Below are 15,802 nucleotides of genomic sequence, written 5' to 3'. Positions count from 1 at the left end.
CCGTGGAAGGCAGGTGAAGGCAGCAGTGCGCGCCGGTCCGTCCCGCTCCCCCGACCGGGGAGCGGGCGGACCGGCGGACGCCGAAGCCGACCCTCGTGTTTGTGTACATCGTCCGGCGGCTGTTCGCCGCGGTGTTCCTGCTGCTCATCGTCAGCGCGATCACCTTCGCGATCTTCTTCCTGCTGCCCCGGCTGGCCGGCGGCACGGTCGACTCGTTGGCCACCCAGTACGTGGGCAAGAACCCCTCGCCCGAGTCCATCGCCGCGGTCAAGAAGAACCTCGGCTTCGACCAGCCCCTGTACGCGCAGTACTGGGAGTTCCTGAGGGGCATCGTCGCGGGCCGCGAGTTCAACTTCGGCCCCAGCCCCTCGCAGTGCCACGCCCCCTGCCTCGGCTACTCCTTCAAGGACCACGTCGAGGTCTGGCCCGACATCGTCACCCGGCTGCCCGTCACCGCCTCCCTCACCCTGGGAGCGGCCGTCATCTGGCTGGTCACCGGTGTCACCACGGGCGTGATCTCGGCCCTGCGGCCCGGCTCGCTCTTCGACCGGCTCGCGATGGGCGTGGCCCTCGCCGGCGTCTCGCTGCCGATGTTCTTCACCGGCACGCTCGCCCTGGCCGTCTTCGTCTTCAACTGGCCCGTGTTCACCAACGTCTACGTGGACTTCTCCGACGACCCGGCCGCCTGGGTCCAGGGGCTGGTCCTGCCCTGGTGCACGCTCGCCTTCCTCTACTCCGCGCTCTACGCCCGGCTCACCCGGGCCGGAATGCTGGAGACCATGAGCGAGGACTACATCCGCACCGCGCGCGCCAAGGGCCTGCGCGAACGGGTGGTCGTCACCCGCCACGGGCTGCGCTCCGCGCTGACCCCGATCGTGACCATCTTCGGCATGGACTTCGGGCTGCTCCTCGGCGGCGCCATCGTCACCGAGACGGTCTTCTCGTACCACGGTGTCGGCGAGTACGCCTACCAGGCGATCGCGGTCAACGACCTTCCGAAGATCCTCGGCGTGACCCTGTTCGCCGCCTTCTTCATCGTGTTCTGCAACCTGGTGGTCGACCTCGTCTACGCCATCATCGACCCGAGGGTGAGGCTGTCGTGACCGACCCGACTCAGAAGGGGAACGGCGCCGGCGCGGGCGCCCGTACCACGGACACCGCCACCGGCACGGCCCTCGCGTCGGACCCGGTCGGCGGCCGTCCCTCCGAGGCCTTCCTCGACGTCCGCGACCTCAAGGTGCACTTCCCCACCGACGACGGCGTCGTCAAGTCGGTGGACGGACTCTCCTTCCAGCTGGAGAAGGGACAGACCCTCGGCATCGTGGGCGAGTCCGGCTCCGGCAAGTCGGTCACCTCGCTGGCCGTCATGGGACTGCACCGGGTGGGCAACGCCGGTCGCTCCAACGTCGAGATGTCGGGCGAGATCTGGCTCGGCGGCAGGGAACTGCTGTCCGCAGAGCCCGAGGAGGTGCGCAAGCTGCGGGGCCGCGACATGGCGATGATCTTCCAGGATCCGCTGAGCGCGCTGCACCCGTACTACACGATCGGCTCCCAGATCGTGGAGGCGTACCGCGTCCACAACGCCGTCGACAAGAAGACGGCGCGCAAGCGGGCCGTCGAGATGCTCGACCGGGTGGGCATCCCCGAGCCGGCCAAGCGCGTCGACGACTACCCGCACCAGTTCTCCGGCGGCATGCGCCAGCGCGCGATGATCGCGATGTCGCTGGTCAACAACCCCGACCTGCTGATCGCGGACGAGCCGACCACGGCCCTGGACGTCACCGTGCAGGCGCAGATCCTGGACCTGATCCGCGATCTGCAGAAGGAGTTCGGCTCCGCGGTCATCATGATCACGCACGACCTCGGCGTGGTCGCGGAGATGGCCGACGAGATCCTCGTGATGTACGGCGGCCGGTGCGTCGAGCGGGGCACCGCGGAGAAGGTCTTCTACGAGCCCCGCCACCCCTACACCTGGGGCCTGCTGGGCTCGATGCCGCGCATCGACCGCGAGCAGACCGAGCGCCTCATCCCGGTCAAGGGCTCGCCGCCCAGCCTCATCAACATCCCCGACGGCTGTGCCTTCAACCCGCGCTGCCCGTACGCCGACGTGCCCAAGGGCAACGTGACCCGTACGGTCCGGCCCGAGCTCACCCAGGACGACAGCCGCCACTGGTCCGCCTGCCACATGTCGCAGGACGAGCGGACCCGGATCTGGACCGAAGAGATTGCGCCGAAGCTGTGACCGAGACGCCTGACATGAAGAAGACGGAAAAGGCGGTCATCCCCGCGCAGGCCACGGACTCTCCCGAGGTCCTGCTCAAGGTCACCGGGCTGCAGAAGCACTTCCCGATCACCAAGGGGCTGATCCGGCGGCAGGTGGGCGCGGTCAAGGCCGTCGACGGCCTCGACTTCGACGTCCGGCGCGGGGAGACCCTCGGCATCGTCGGCGAGTCCGGCTGCGGGAAGTCGACCATGGGCCGGCTGATCACGCGGCTGCTCGAACCGACCGGCGGATCGATCGAGTTCGAGGGGAAGGACATCACGCACCTGGGGGTGGGGGGCATGCGCCCGCTGCGCCGCGACGTGCAGATGATCTTCCAGGACCCGTACGGCTCGCTGAACCCGCGCCACACGGTGGGCACCATCGTCAGCGCGCCGTTCAAGCTCCAGAAGGTCACCCCCGAGGGCGGGCTCAAGGCGGAGGTCCAGCGGCTGCTGTCGCTCGTGGGCCTCAACCCGGAGCACTACAACCGCTACCCGCACGAGTTCTCGGGCGGCCAGCGCCAGCGCATCGGCATCGCGCGGGCCCTGGCGCTCAATCCCAAGCTGGTGGTCGCGGACGAGCCCGTTTCGGCGCTGGACGTGTCGATCCAGGCGCAGGTGGTCAACCTGCTGGACGACCTCCAGCAGGAGCTCGGCCTCACCTACGTGATCATCGCGCACGACCTGTCGGTCATCCGGCACGTCTCCGACCGCATCGCGGTGATGTACCTCGGCAAGATCGTCGAGCTGGCCGACAACAAGTCGCTGTACGGGGCTCCGATGCACCCGTACACCACGGCCCTGATGTCGGCCGTGCCGGTGCCCGACCCGAGGCGGCGCGGCGCGAAGAGCGGCCGCATCCTGCTCAAGGGTGACGTGCCGTCGCCGATCTCCCCGCCGAGCGGCTGCCGCTTCCACACCCGGTGCTGGAAGGCCACGCAGATCTGCACGACGCAGGAGCCGCCGCTGCTGGCCCTGAAGACGGGCCACCAGGTGGCCTGCCACCACCCGGAGAACGCCCCCGACCAGGCTCCGGGCCACCAGCCCCTGCCGGGCGCGGCAGAGGCAGTGGCCAAACCCACGGAGTAGACGCCCCGGCAGGGCCGGACCCGCGCACCAGCCGCCCCGACCCTGCCGGACCTCCACCCGAAGCCAGCCTCGCCGACCTCATCCAGCCTCGCCGGCGTTTGAGGCGCGGGGTCCGGGGCGGAGCCCCGATCCTTGAGCCGCGCGGCACCAAATCAGCCGCACCGCGCCCGGCCCGCCCCCCACCACGCCGGCGGGATCCGAGGGGCGACAATGAGCCAGTGCTCCACGATCTCTTCCCGCCCGGGATCCAGCATGCCCTGGACCTCGCCGGCATCTTCGTCTTCGCCACAGCAGGCGCCCTGCTCGCCGTCCGCAAGAACTTCGACGTCTTCGGCATCGCGGTCCTCGCCCTGGTCACGGCCCTCGGCGGCGGCCTCTTCCGTGACCTCGTCATCGGCGCCGTCCCGACCGCATTCGCCGAGCTCAGCTTCTTCGTCACCCCGCTGGTCGCCTCCGCGATCGTCTACTTCCTGCACCCCGAGGTCCAGCGGATCAACCGCGCCATCAACGTCTTCGACGCCGCCGGCCTCGCGCTGTTCTGCGTGACGGGCACGACCAAGGCGTACGAGTTCGGCCTCGGCCTCACCGCGTCCGCGGCGCTGGGCGTCGCCACCGCCGTCGGCGGCGGTGTCCTGCGCGACGTGCTCGTCAACGAGGTGCCCTCGCTGCTGCGCGACCGCGAGATGTACGCCGTCCCCGCCATGGTCGGCGCCTCGATGGTCGCCCTCTTCATCGGCTTCGACGCCCTCAACGCCGTCACCACCGGCCTGGCGATCGTCACCACGTTCGTTCTGCGGATCCTCGCCATGCGCTACCACTGGCGGGCGCCGCTGGCCTGGAATCGACGCTCGGCGGTGGCCGAAGAGCCGTAACAGAAGAAAGCTACCGCTTAGTAGCAAGCCGGTGTACCGTCGTTTTCATGTCACACGCAGCTGCCAAGGCATCCATCGGCGACAGTGAGTTCGACCGCGACACCACCATCACCGCACGCGCGGGCGAGCCCGGGGTGTACGACGCGGAACTCTCCGCCGGCTGGACGATCATCGCCGCCGTCAACGGCGGATACCTGCTGGCCCTGGTCGGCCGGGCCCTGTCCGCGACCCTCCCGCACCCGGACCCCTTCACCGTCTCCGCGCACTACCTGACCTCCTCGGTGCCCGGCCCCGCCGTGATCCGCACGCAGGTCGTCCGCGTCGGCCGCACCCTCTCCACCGGTCAGGCCTCGCTGTTCCAGTACGACGAGAGCGGCAACGAGGTCGAGCGCATCCGCGTCCTCGCCTCCTACGGCGACCTCGCGGCCCTGCCGGACGACGTGCGCACGGTCGCCAAGCCGCCCGTCATGCCCGCCTACGAGGACTGCATCGGCCCGGAGGCCGGCCCGGCCCCGATCCCCGGCAGCTCCGCGATCGTGGACCGGCTGCGGCTCCGGCTGGACCCGGCGACCGCGGGATGGGCCCTCGGCGCCCCCTCGGGCAAGGGTGAGATGCGGGCCTGGTTCGAGCTGGCCGACGGCCGGGACGCCGACCCGCTCTCGATCCTCCTCGCGGTGGACGCGCTGCCGCCGACCGCGTTCGACCTCGGCCTGGTGGCCTGGACCCCGACGGTGGAACTCACCACCCACGTCCGCCGCCGCCCGGCCCCCGGCCCGCTGCGGGTCTCCATCACCACCCGCAACCTGGCCGGCGGCTTCCTGGAGGAGGACGCCGAGGTCTGGGACTCGACGGACCACCTGGTGGCCCAGTCCCGCCAACTGGCCCGCGCGCTCCGTTCCTGAGGGGCGGATTCAGCCCCGCCGGAGTTTGAGGCGCGGGGTCCGGGGCAGAGCCCCGGGAACGGCGGGGCGGGGCCCGGGACGGCGACCCGCGAGAGCGCGCGGCGGGTCCAGGCCCAGCCGCGCGCCCGGCCCGGGGTCCCGCCGGGCGGACCGGCACCGGCGGGCTCGTAGAATCGGGGGATCATGGCCTACCTCGACCACGCCGCCACCACTCCGATGCTGCCGGAGGCTGTCGCGGCGATGTCCGCGCAGTTCGCCGCCACGGGGAACGCGTCTTCCCTCCACGCCGCCGGCCGCCGGGCCCGCCGAACCGTCGAGGAGGCCCGCGAGGCCTTCGCCGAGGCGGTCGGCGCCCGCCCCAGCGAGGTGGTCTTCACCGCCGGTGGCACGGAGGCCGACAACCTCGCCGTCAAGGGCCTGTACTGGGCCCGGCGCGACGCCGACCCGGCCCGGACCCGGGTCATCGCCAGCCCCGTCGAGCACCACGCCGTGCTCGACGCCGTCCACTGGCTCGCGGAACACGAGGGCGCGCAGGTCGAGTACCTGCCCGTGGACCGCTACGGGCGCGTGCACGCCGACGCCTTCCGGGAGGCCGTCGCGCGCAACCCCGACGACGTGGCCCTGGCCACCGTCATGTGGGCCAACAACGAGATCGGCACCGTCATGCCGGTCCGCGAACTGTCCGCCGTCGCCCGCGAGTCCGGGATCCCGCTGCACTCCGACGCCGTGCAGGCCTTCGGGCAGCTCGACGTCCACTTCGCCGACAGCGGCCTCGCCGCCATGACCGTCAGCGGCCACAAGGTCGGCGGGCCCTACGGCATCGGCGCGCTGCTGCTCGGCCGCGACCAGAGCCCCGTACCCGTCCTGCACGGCGGCGGCCAGGAGCGACACGTCCGCTCCGGCACCCTCGACGTGCCGGCGATCGCCGCCTTCGCGGTGGCCGCCGTCCTCGCCGCCGAACGGCGGGAGCGCTTCGCCACCGAGATCGGCGCGCTGCGCGACGAGCTGGTCGCCGCCGTCCTCGCGGCCGTGCCCGACGCCGTCCTCGGGGGAGACCCCGACGAGCGGCTCCCGGCCAATGCCCACTTCAGCTTCCCCGGCTGCGAGGGCGACTCCCTGCTGCTCCTGCTCGACGCCCAGGGCATCGAGTGCTCCACCGGCTCCGCGTGCACCGCCGGCGTGGCCCAGCCGAGCCACGTCCTGCTGGCCACCGGCACCGACCCGCAGCTGGCCCGCGGCACCCTGCGCTTCTCCCTCGGCCACACCTCAACCAAGGAGGACGTCGCCGCCCTGGCCGCGGCCATCGGCCCGGCGGTGGAACGCGCCCGCACGGCGGGCCTCAGCTAGCGCGGACCTCGGCCGGGGCCGGCCTCGGCCGGCGGATCCCGGACCGGGGCTTGCCGGTCAGGCCTGGTCCGCGCCGGGTCCCGGTCCGTCGAGCTCCGCGCGGACCAGGCGTATGTACCGGTCCCAGTCCCAGTGGCGGCCCGGATCCGTGTGGTCCGCGCCCGGCACCTCGGAGTGCCCGACTATGTGCGTGCGGTCCGCCCGTATGCCGTACCGGCGGCAGACGTCGGCCGCCAGCCGGGCCGAGGCCGCGTACATCGCGTCCGTGAAGTCCTGCGGGCGGTCCACGAAGCCCACGTGCTCGATGCCCACACTGCGCTCGTTCATCGAGCGGTTGCCCGCGTGGAAGGCCACGTCGAGCTCGCGCACCATCTGCTCCACATGGCCGTCCCCGCGCACGATGTAGTGCGCCGAGGCCTTGTGCCACGGGTTCTTGAAGGCGTCCACCGAGGACTGGAAACCACCCTGGGTGACATGGACGACGATCCGGTCCACCCGGTAGTCGTCGGGGCGGTCCGCCAGCCGCCAGTTCGCCGGGGAGGCCGCGGTCCAGCTCGCGCCCAGGTGGTCGAGCTCGCCCTCCTTGCGCGGCTTGGCCACCCCGGGCAGCAGCCACCAGCCCCGGGCCATCTCGTCCCGGCCGGCGACCGCCGCCACCGCGAGCACCCCGAGCCCGCCGAACAGCACGGCCCTGCGGGTCCGGGTCGCCGGCTTCTTCTCGCTGTTTCCCTGCTTGACGATGTGATCCACCCCCTGTACCCGACAACGCGCTGTGACCCCGCTCGGTTCCCCCGTACTCTGGACGGTGCTATGACTGAGAACCTGCCGCGCACCGCCCGCCCCCTTCGTGTCCTGGCCGCCATGTCCGGCGGCGTGGACTCCGCCGTCGCCGCCGCCCGCGCGGTCGAAGCCGGGCACGACGTGACCGGCGTCCACCTGGCGCTCTCCGCGAACCCGCAGTCCTTCCGGACCGGCGCCCGCGGCTGCTGCACCATCGAGGACTCCCGCGACGCGCGCCGCGCCGCCGACGTCATCGGCATCCCGTTCTACGTCTGGGACCTGGCCGAGCGCTTCCGCGAGGACGTGGTCGAGGACTTCATCTCCGAGTACGAGGCCGGCCGCACCCCGAACCCCTGCCTGCGCTGCAACGAGAAGATCAAGTTCGCGGCGCTGCTCGACAAGGCCCTCGCGCTGGGCTTCGACGCCGTCTGCACCGGCCACTACGCCACCGTCGTGCTCAAGGAGGACGGCGCCCGCGAGCTGCACCGCGCCTCCGACATGGCCAAGGACCAGTCCTACGTCCTCGGGGTCCTGGACGAGAAGCAGCTGGCCCACGCCCTCTTCCCGCTCGGTGACACCCTCACCACCAAGGAAGAGATCCGCGCCGAGGCCGAGCGGCGGGGCCTCGCCGTCGCGAAGAAGCCCGACAGCCATGACATCTGCTTCATCGCCGACGGCGACACCCAGGGCTTCCTCGCGAACCGCCTGGGCAAGGCCGAGGGCGACATCGTCGACGAGGCCGGCGAGAAGATCGGCACCCACGAGGGCGCCTTCGGCTTCACCATCGGCCAGCGCAAGGGCCTGCGCATCGGCCACCCGGCCGCCGACGGCAAGCCGCGCTACGTCCTCGACATCTCCCCGGTGAACAACACGGTCACCGTCGGTCCCGTCGAGGCCCTCGACGTCACCGCCCTCACCGCGATCCGCCCCCGCTGGTGCGGCTCCACGGCCGCCGCCCCGGGCACGTACACCGCCCAGCTGCGCGCCCACGGCGGCGAGACCGAGGTCTTCGCCGAGCTCGTGGACGGCGAGCTGCGCGTCTCCTTCTCCGAGCCCGTCCGCGGCGTGGCCCCCGGCCAGGCGATCGTGCTCTACGACGGCACCCGCGTGGTCGGCTCCGCCACCATCGCGACGACGGCGCGGACCGCGGCCGCCTCCGTCTGACGGGCGTCCGGTCAGACCACCGTCAGGACGATCTTGCCGGTGGTACGGCCCTGCTCGCCGAGCTCGTGGGCCTTCGCGGCCTGCTCCAGCGGCAGGACCGTGTCGATCAGCGGCTTCAGCAGGCCCTGCTCGACCAGGGCCGCGATCTCCTCCAGGCCCTTCAGGTCCGGCTCCACGATGACCCAGGCGGCCTGCACGCCCTGCGCGTCGGCCGGGATGCCGTCGGGGCCGGGCAGGGTCACCAGGTGGCCGCCCGGCTTCAGCACCTTCAGCGAGCGCTGCCCGTAATCCCCGCCGATGGCGTCGATCACGATGTCCACGTCCGAGACGACGTCCTCGAAGTCCGTGGTGCGGTAGTCGATCAGCTCGTCGGCGCCGAGGTCGCGGAGCAGGTCGTGCTTGGCCGCGCTCGCGGTGCCGATCACGTACGCGCCGCGGGCCTTGGCGATCTGCACGGCCAGGTGGCCGACGCCGCCGGCCGCGGCGTGCACCAGTACGCGCTGGCCGGCCGAGACTCCGGCGGTGTCCACCAGCGCCTGCCAGGCGGTCAGCGCCGCCAGCGGCAGCGCGGCGGCCTCCACGTGGTCCAGCGAGGCGGGCTTGCGGGCGAAGTGCCGGGCGGGAGCGGTCACGTACTCCGCGTAGGCGCCGGCCTGCTGCGGGAAGCGGGGCATCCCGTAGACCTCGTCGCCCACCCGGTGGAAGGTCACGCCCGGTCCGACGGCCTCGACCGTGCCGGACACGTCCCAGCCGACCTGCGGCACCGGCCCCCAGGGGATCAGGGCGCCGCTGGCCCGGGTCTTCCAGTCGACGGGGTTCACCCCGGCCGCGTGGACCCGTACCAGGATCTCGCCGATGGCCGGCTCCGGCCGGTCCAGCTCGGACTCGGTCAGTACCTCGGGTCCGCCCCACTGGCTGACGACGATGGCGCGCATGTGTTTCTCCTCGGGTGTGTCCGGTGTTGCCGTGGCTACACCTTCGGCTCCGGAGGCATGCCGTGGTATTGGCCAGACGGCCACCATGTGACAGAATCTGGCCATGCATCGGATCGCAGTACTGGCCCTCGACGGCGTCCCCCCGTTCGAGCTCGGGATCCCCTCCCGGGTCTTCGGGAACGCCTTCGACGAGGCCGGTGCGCCGCTCTACGAGCTGACCGTCTGCACCGCCGACGGGCAGCCCGTGACCAGCGACGCGGGCTTCACGATCGGCGTCTCGGCGGGCCCCGAGGCCCTCGCCGCAGCCGACACCGTGATCATCCCGCCCACGGACTCCATGGACGAGCTCGTCCACGGCGCCCCCCTGTCACAGGCGCTGGCGGACGCCCTCGCCGGGATCAGGCCCGGCACCCGGATCGTCTCCCTGTGCACCGGCTCCTACGTGCTCGCCGCCGCCGGGCTGCTCGACGGCAGGCCCGCCACCACGCACTGGCTGCACGCGGTCGAGTTCCAGCGGGGCTTCCCGCGCGTCCGGCTCGACGAGGACGTCCTCTTCGTCGACGACGGCGACATCCTCACCTCCGCGGGCGTGGCCGCCGGCGTCGACCTCTGCCTCTACATGATCCGCCGCGACCACGGATCCGCCGTCGCCAACCGCGCCGCGCGGCTGTGCGTCGTACCGCCCTGGCGCGACGGCGGACAGGCCCAGTACATCGACCGGCCCGTTCCCGAGCCCACCGTCGCCACCACCACCGCCACCCGGGCCTGGGCCCTGGAGCGCCTCGCCGAGCCGGTCACCCTCGCCGAACTCGCCGCCCACGCCCGGATGAGCCTGCGCACCTTCACCCGGCGGTTCCGCGACGAGGTCGGGATGACCCCGGTGCAGTGGCTCACCGCCCAACGCCTCGAGGTGGCCCGCCACTTGCTGGAGGACAGCGACCTGCCGGTCGACCTCGTCGCCCACCGGTCCGGCTTCGGCTCCGCCAACTCCCTGCGCCAGCACATGCGTGCGACCCTCGGCGTCTCCCCGATCGCCTACCGGCGCACGTTCCAGCCCGCCTCCGCATGACCCCGCAGGTAATCGCCGCCGTGGCCGCGCCCTGACAGGATCGGATCAACAGCCCGCACCGACGGGCCCGGTCGACGAGGGAGAAGACCATGACCGCGTACGCCATCGGCCACATCCGTCCCGACACGATGAACGAGGACATCCTCCGCTACATCGAGGAGATCCAGGCCACGATGGACCCCTTCGGCGGCCGCTTCCTCGTCCACGGCAAGGAGGTCGAGGTCAAGGAGGGCCCCTGGCCCGGCACGGTCGTCGTCATCGGCTTCCCGGACATGGACCGGGCCCGCGCCTGGTACGACTCGCCCGCCTACCGGGCCCTCCTCCCGCTGCGCACCGCCCACATCCAGGGCGAGGTCATCCTCGTCGAGGGCGTCCCGGCCGACTACGACGCCAGGAAGACGGCCGCCGCCCTGCGCGAGGCCGCGGGACTCTGACGATGGGCAACCGGGCCGTGTTCGTGCTCTCGGGCCCCGGGGGGCACACCCGCCACCGCTCCTCCTACGGCGCGGTGGGCCTCGACCTCGACCTGCTGGCCGGGCCGCAGGCGGTGCTTCCGTTCCTGCGTGGCCACGTCAGGGAGGACGACTGGTACCCCGACGACATGGTCGAGGCGGGCGTCCTCGCCGACCAGACCCGCCGGCTCCTGCTGTTCTTCGCCTGGGAGGGACCCGTCGCCTCCCTGCGCACCCGGGCCGCCACCCTGGAGCTGCTGCGGCACGCCTGGCCCGGATGGGAGGTGCGCTGGCTCTACGACGGCCAGACCGGGCTGCGCGCCCACCTCGGCCTCGACCCCGAGGAGATACCGGCTGCCGCGTGCCCCGGCCCGGTGCTGGAGCCGGACGACGAGGAGTTCGACGACCCCGACCCGATGGTGGCCGTGGTCACCGTCGGCCGGGAACGCTGCCACGTCCTCGCCGGCATCGGTGACCATCCGGTCGAGGAGGGGCCTGCCCTGCTGGACCGGCTCCGGGGCGCCGCGGACCACGGAAGCCACCGGCTGCGGGCGGACGCCGGCATCCACGTGGACCCGGAGCGGCGCCGGGTCGGCTGGTGGCTGAACACGGCCCGGTCGCACGCCCGTACGCCCACCGCCCGCTGGCCCGGCTGGACCGTGGAGTTCTGGGAGGACCGCTGGGCCGAGCACGTGCGGGCCTCCGGCGGCCGCTTCGCCCCGCCCGCGCCGGACCGCGCCGCCGCGCTGGCCGAAGTACGGGACCACGCCCTGGAGCGGTGGGCCGGGCCGCGGGGCGACACGCGGGCCCGGATCGTCGCGGCGCACCCGCACTGGGTCGTCGGCCAGGGCTTTTCCCCCGGGGTCGCGGCGGCCGAGGCGGCCGTCGCCCGTTCTGTCATCGAGGCGGCCCACGCCGCGGCCGCCGGCCTTCGGCCTTCGGAGTGACGGCACCCGCAGGGGTGCGAGCATGGGCGGTATGGCTACTCACCTGATCACCGGTGCCGGATCCGGCATCGGCGCCGCCGTCGCGACCCGGCTGCACGCCCGCGGCGACGACCTCGTCCTCCTCGCCCGTGACGCCGCCCGCGGAAAGCAGCTCGTCGAGCGCTACCCCGGCTCCCGGGCCCTCGTGGGCGACCTCGCCGATCCCGACCGGCTCTCGTGGGCCTTCTCCAAGCAGGCGATCCCCGAGCGCATCGACTCCCTGCTGCACATCGCCGGGATCGTCGACCTCGGACCCGTGGGGGACCTGCGGCCCAAGACCTGGCACCAGCAGCTCAACGTGAACCTGATCGCCCCCGCCGAGGTCACCCGGCTGCTGCTGCCCACCCTGCGCGCCTCCAGGGCCACCGTCGTCTTCGTGAACTCCGGCGCCGGCCTCACCGCGCACGCCGACTGGAGCGCGTACGCCGCCTCCAAGCACGGGCTGAAGGCCCTCGCCGACTCGCTGCGCGCGGAGGAGCGGGCCAACGGCATCCGCGTCACCTCCGTCTACCCGGGCCGGACCGCCAGCCCCATGCAGGCCAAGGTGCACTCCCAGGAGGGCAAGGAGTACGACCCCGCCGACTGGATCGACCCCGAGTCGGTGGCCACCACCATCGTCATGGCCGTCGACCTGCCCCGCGACGCCGAGGTCAACGACCTGAGCGTCAGGCCGGGCCGATGACCGCGAGCGCCACCGGCGTCGGTTCGCTGCCCGGCGGCGACGCCCGCGAGGCCGCGAAGACCGTCACCGGATCCTTCGAGGAGTTCCCGTACCTCCCCGAGCTGCCCGCCCGGGGCCCCGGCGCCGACATGATCGGCCGCTCCCTCGGCCTGCTCGTCGACATGTACGCCCACGTCGAGCCCAGCGGCTGGCGGATCAGCGACCGTCCCGGGCGGGACTCGAAGCGGGCCCGCTCCTGGCTCGGGGAGGACCTCGACGCGCTGGAGGAGTTCACCCAGGGGTACACGGGGAAGCTCAAGGTCCAGGCCGTCGGGCCGTGGACCCTCGCCGCCGCCCTGGAGATGCACGGCGGCGAGGCCATGCTGCAGGACGCGGGGGCCTGCCGGGACCTCGCCGGGTCGCTGGCCGAGGGACTGCGCGAGCACCTGGCCGACGTGCGCAGACGCATTCCCGGCGCCGACGTCGTGCTGCAGATCGACGAACCGTCCCTGACGGCGGTCCTGCTCGGCCGGGTCCGCTCCGCGAGCGGCTACCGCACCTACCGCGCCGTCGACCGGCAGGTGGTCGAGGGCGCGCTGCGCGACCTGTTCGCCGTCCACGACGGGGAGGTCGTCGTGCACTCCTGCGCGCCCGAGGTCCCCTTCGGGCTGCTGCGGCGGGCCGGCGCCACAGGCGTGTCGTTCGATTTCTCCTTGCTCACCGAGCGCGAGGAGGACGCCATCGGCGAGGCCGTCGAAGGCGGTGCGAAACTCTTCGCCGGAGTGGTGCCGGGCACCGACGCCCCGTTGTCGGACCCTGCCGGTAGCGTCATGGGTGTCAGGAAGCTTTGGCGCAGGCTGGGGCTGGCCCCGGGGACTCTGGCGGAGTCCGTCGTGGTCACCCCGTCGTGCGGTCTGGCGGGTGCTTCGCCCGCCTACGCCCGCGCGGTGCAGGCCCATTGCGTCAGGGCGGCGAGGTCGCTCGCCGACAACCCTGAGTGACGGTCGAGACGGGCCACGGGAGGACACGGCATGGCAGCCGAACAGCAGGACACGGCAGTACCGACGGCGGTGCGTGAGCAGCACCAGCTGCTGGCCGAGCAGGTCGAGGAGCACCGCTTCCGGTACTACGTGAACGACCAGCCGGTCGTCAGCGACGCCGAGTTCGACAAGCTGCTGCGCTCGCTGGAGGCGCTGGAGGAGCAGTACCCGGAGCTGCGCACGCCCGACTCGCCCACCCAGAAGGTGGCCGGGGCGTACGAGACGGACTTCGCCTCCGTCGTGCACCGCGAGCGCATGCTCTCCCTGGACAACGCCTTCGACGACGAGGAACTGGCCGCCTGGGCCGAGCGGGTGGCCCGGGACGTGAACACCAAGGACTACCACTACCTGTGCGAGCTGAAGGTGGACGGCCTCGCCGTCAACCTCACCTACGAGAACGGCCGTCTCACCCGCGCCGCCACCCGCGGCGACGGCCGCTCCGGTGAGGACATCACGCCCAACGTCCGCACCATCGCCGAGATCCCGGACCGGCTGAAGGGCGAGCGGATCCCGGCGCTCGTCGAGATCCGCGGCGAGGTCTACTTCCCGATGGAGAAGTTCGAAGAGCTCAACGCGCGTCTCGTGGAGGCGGAGGGCAAGCCCTTCGCCAACCCGCGCAACGCCGCGGCCGGTTCGCTGCGGCAGAAGGACCCGAAGGTCACCGCGAGCCGCCCGCTGCACATGGTCGTGCACGGCATCGGCGCCCGCGAGGGCTTCGAGATCGAGCGCCAGTCGCAGGCGTACGAGCTGCTGCGGGAGTGGGGCCTGCCCACCGCCCGGCACAACGCGGTGCTCTCCTCGCTCGCCGAGGTACGGGAGTTCATCGCCCGCTTCGGCGAGAACCGGCACTCGGTGGAGCACGAGATCGACGGCGTGGTCGTCAAACTCGACGAGATCGCCCTCCAGGGCCGGCTCGGGTCCACCGCGCGCGCCCCGCGCTGGGCGATCGCCTGGAAGTACGCCCCCGAAGAGGTCAACACCAAGCTGATCGACATCAAGGTCGGCGTCGGCCGCACCGGGCGCGTGACCCCGTACGCGCAGGTGGAGCCGGTCACGGTGGCGGGCTCGGAGGTCGAGTTCGCGACCCTGCACAACCAGGAGGTCGTCAAGGCCAAGGGCGTCCTCATCGGGGACACCGTGGTGCTGCGCAAGGCGGGCGACGTCATCCCCGAGATCCTCGGCCCGGTGGTGGACCTGCGCGACGGCAGCGAGCGGGAGTTCGTGATGCCGGCCCAGTGCCCCGCGTGCGGGACGGAGCTGCGGCCCATGAAGGAGGGGGACATCGACGTCCGGTGCCCCAACGCCCAGACCTGCCCCGCCCAGTTGCGCGAGCGGCTCTTCTACCTGGCCGGCCGGCAGTCCCTGGACATCGAGAACTTCGGCATGGTCGCGGCGGCCGCGCTGACCGGCCCGCTGGAGCCCGCCGAGCCGCCGCTGCTCGACGAGGGCGACCTCTTCGGCCTGACCATCGAACAGCTGCTGCCCATCAAGGCGTACGTCCTGGACCCGGACAGCGGGCTGCCCAAGCGGGACCCGAAGACGGGCGAGGAGAAGATCGTCACGGTCTTCGCCAACCAGAAGGGCGAGCCGAAGAAGAACGCCCTGTCCATGCTGGAGAACATCGCCGCCGCCAAGGACCGCCCGCTCGCCCGCATCATCAACGGCCTGTCGATCCGTCACGTCGGACCGGTCGCCGCGGAGGCCCTCGCCCGCGAGTTCCGCTCCATCGAGCGCATCGAGCAGGCCACCGAGGAGGAGCTGACCGCCACCGAGGGGGTCGGCGCGATCATCGCCGCCTCCCTCAAGGAGTGGTTCGCCGTCGACTGGCACCAGGAGATCCTGCGCAAGTGGCGGGAGGCCGGGGTACGGATGGAGGAGGAAGGTTCCTCCGAGGAGGCGGGGCCGCGGCCGCTGGAGGGGCTGACCGTCGTCGTCACCGGCACTTTGCAGAGCCACACGCGGGACGGGGCCAAGGAGGCCCTGCAGAGCCGCGGCGCCAAGGTGACCGGATCCGTGTCCAAGAAGACCTCGTTCGTCGTGGTCGGCGACAACCCGGGCTCGAAGTACGACAAGGCCGTGCAGTTGAAGCTGTCCATCCTCGACGACGCCGGCTTCGCGGTGCTGCTGGAGCAGGGCCCGGACGCGGCACGGGAGGCCGCGCTCGCGGTGGACGGCGAAGGCGAAGGGGAGTAATACCGAGCAGTACGGGAGGGGAATCGCCGAAGGGGAGTAGCGAAGGCGAA

Annotated in this window: 15 protein-coding genes; 13 read left to right on the top strand and 2 right to left on the bottom strand. The window is 72.2% G+C overall.

The window, feature by feature from the left end; genetic code table 11:
* Positions 1-95 precede the first annotated feature (95 nt).
* From OG534_RS10955 to OG534_RS10930, 6 genes are all read left to right on the top strand, one after another.
* On the top strand, positions 96-1,103 hold the full coding sequence (locus OG534_RS10955; protein WP_326587894.1) for an ABC transporter permease: 1,008 nt from the start codon (positions 96-98) through the stop codon (positions 1,101-1,103).
* Between the two features lie 134 nt (positions 1,104-1,237).
* A complete protein-coding gene (locus tag OG534_RS10950) occupies positions 1,238-2,242 on the top strand; it encodes an ABC transporter ATP-binding protein (protein ID WP_398561946.1) in 1,005 nt (334 codons plus the stop codon).
* A gap of 14 nt (positions 2,243-2,256) precedes the next feature.
* Complete coding sequence (locus tag OG534_RS10945) at positions 2,257-3,351, top strand: ABC transporter ATP-binding protein (RefSeq protein WP_326587892.1); 1,095 nt, start codon at positions 2,257-2,259, stop codon at positions 3,349-3,351.
* A 218-nt stretch (positions 3,352-3,569) separates the two neighbouring features.
* The gene (locus tag OG534_RS10940; RefSeq protein WP_326587891.1) at positions 3,570-4,223 is read left to right on the top strand and encodes a trimeric intracellular cation channel family protein; all 654 of its coding nucleotides are present in this window, start codon (positions 3,570-3,572) and stop codon (positions 4,221-4,223) included.
* A 47-nt stretch (positions 4,224-4,270) separates the two neighbouring features.
* The gene (locus OG534_RS10935; protein ID WP_326587890.1) at positions 4,271-5,125 is read left to right on the top strand and encodes a thioesterase family protein; all 855 of its coding nucleotides are present in this window, start codon (positions 4,271-4,273) and stop codon (positions 5,123-5,125) included.
* Positions 5,126-5,308: 183 nt separating this feature from the next.
* Entirely contained in the window at positions 5,309-6,472 is a 1,164-nt protein-coding gene (locus OG534_RS10930) for a cysteine desulfurase family protein (protein ID WP_326587889.1), read from the top strand.
* Between the two features lie 57 nt (positions 6,473-6,529).
* On the opposite strand, the gene OG534_RS10925 is transcribed toward OG534_RS10930, so the two are convergent.
* On the bottom strand, positions 6,530-7,222 hold the full coding sequence (locus OG534_RS10925; protein WP_326587888.1) for an N-acetylmuramoyl-L-alanine amidase: 693 nt from the start codon (positions 7,220-7,222) through the stop codon (positions 6,530-6,532).
* A gap of 60 nt (positions 7,223-7,282) precedes the next feature.
* Between OG534_RS10925 and mnmA the strand changes: the two genes are divergently transcribed.
* A complete protein-coding gene (gene mnmA, locus OG534_RS10920; RefSeq protein WP_326587887.1) occupies positions 7,283-8,416 on the top strand; it encodes a tRNA 2-thiouridine(34) synthase MnmA in 1,134 nt (377 codons plus the stop codon).
* Between the two features lie 11 nt (positions 8,417-8,427).
* Here the strand turns inward: mnmA and OG534_RS10915 are convergent, their stop codons facing one another.
* Positions 8,428-9,351, bottom strand: a complete 924-nt coding sequence (locus OG534_RS10915) for an NADP-dependent oxidoreductase (RefSeq protein WP_326587886.1) — start codon at positions 9,349-9,351, stop codon at positions 8,428-8,430.
* Positions 9,352-9,454: 103 nt separating this feature from the next.
* On the opposite strand from OG534_RS10915, the gene OG534_RS10910 reads away from it, so the two are divergent.
* From OG534_RS10910 to ligA, 6 genes are all read left to right on the top strand, one after another.
* Entirely contained in the window at positions 9,455-10,420 is a 966-nt protein-coding gene (locus tag OG534_RS10910) for a GlxA family transcriptional regulator (RefSeq protein WP_326587885.1), read from the top strand.
* A gap of 89 nt (positions 10,421-10,509) precedes the next feature.
* Positions 10,510-10,854 (top strand): DUF1330 domain-containing protein, encoded by a 345-nt coding sequence (locus tag OG534_RS10905; RefSeq protein WP_326587884.1) that lies wholly within the window; start codon positions 10,510-10,512, stop codon positions 10,852-10,854.
* Positions 10,855-10,856: 2 nt separating this feature from the next.
* Positions 10,857-11,819 (top strand): hypothetical protein, encoded by a 963-nt coding sequence (locus tag OG534_RS10900; protein WP_326587883.1) that lies wholly within the window; start codon positions 10,857-10,859, stop codon positions 11,817-11,819.
* A gap of 31 nt (positions 11,820-11,850) precedes the next feature.
* On the top strand, positions 11,851-12,540 hold the full coding sequence (locus OG534_RS10895; protein ID WP_326587882.1) for an SDR family oxidoreductase: 690 nt from the start codon (positions 11,851-11,853) through the stop codon (positions 12,538-12,540).
* Positions 12,537-13,520 (top strand): methionine synthase, encoded by a 984-nt coding sequence (locus tag OG534_RS10890; protein WP_326587881.1) that lies wholly within the window; start codon positions 12,537-12,539, stop codon positions 13,518-13,520. Before OG534_RS10895 ends, OG534_RS10890 begins: the two co-directional genes overlap by 4 nt.
* Before the next feature lie 30 nt (positions 13,521-13,550).
* The gene (gene ligA, locus OG534_RS10885) at positions 13,551-15,752 is read left to right on the top strand and encodes an NAD-dependent DNA ligase LigA (protein ID WP_326587880.1); all 2,202 of its coding nucleotides are present in this window, start codon (positions 13,551-13,553) and stop codon (positions 15,750-15,752) included.
* Positions 15,753-15,802: the final 50 nt, after the last annotated feature.

The organism is Streptomyces sp. NBC_01294 (assembly GCF_035917235.1).
Lineage (GTDB): Bacteria > Actinomycetota > Actinomycetes > Streptomycetales > Streptomycetaceae > Streptomyces > Streptomyces caledonius.
Note: the sequence above shows the minus strand (reverse complement) of the source record. Positions and strands in the feature narration are given on the sequence as shown.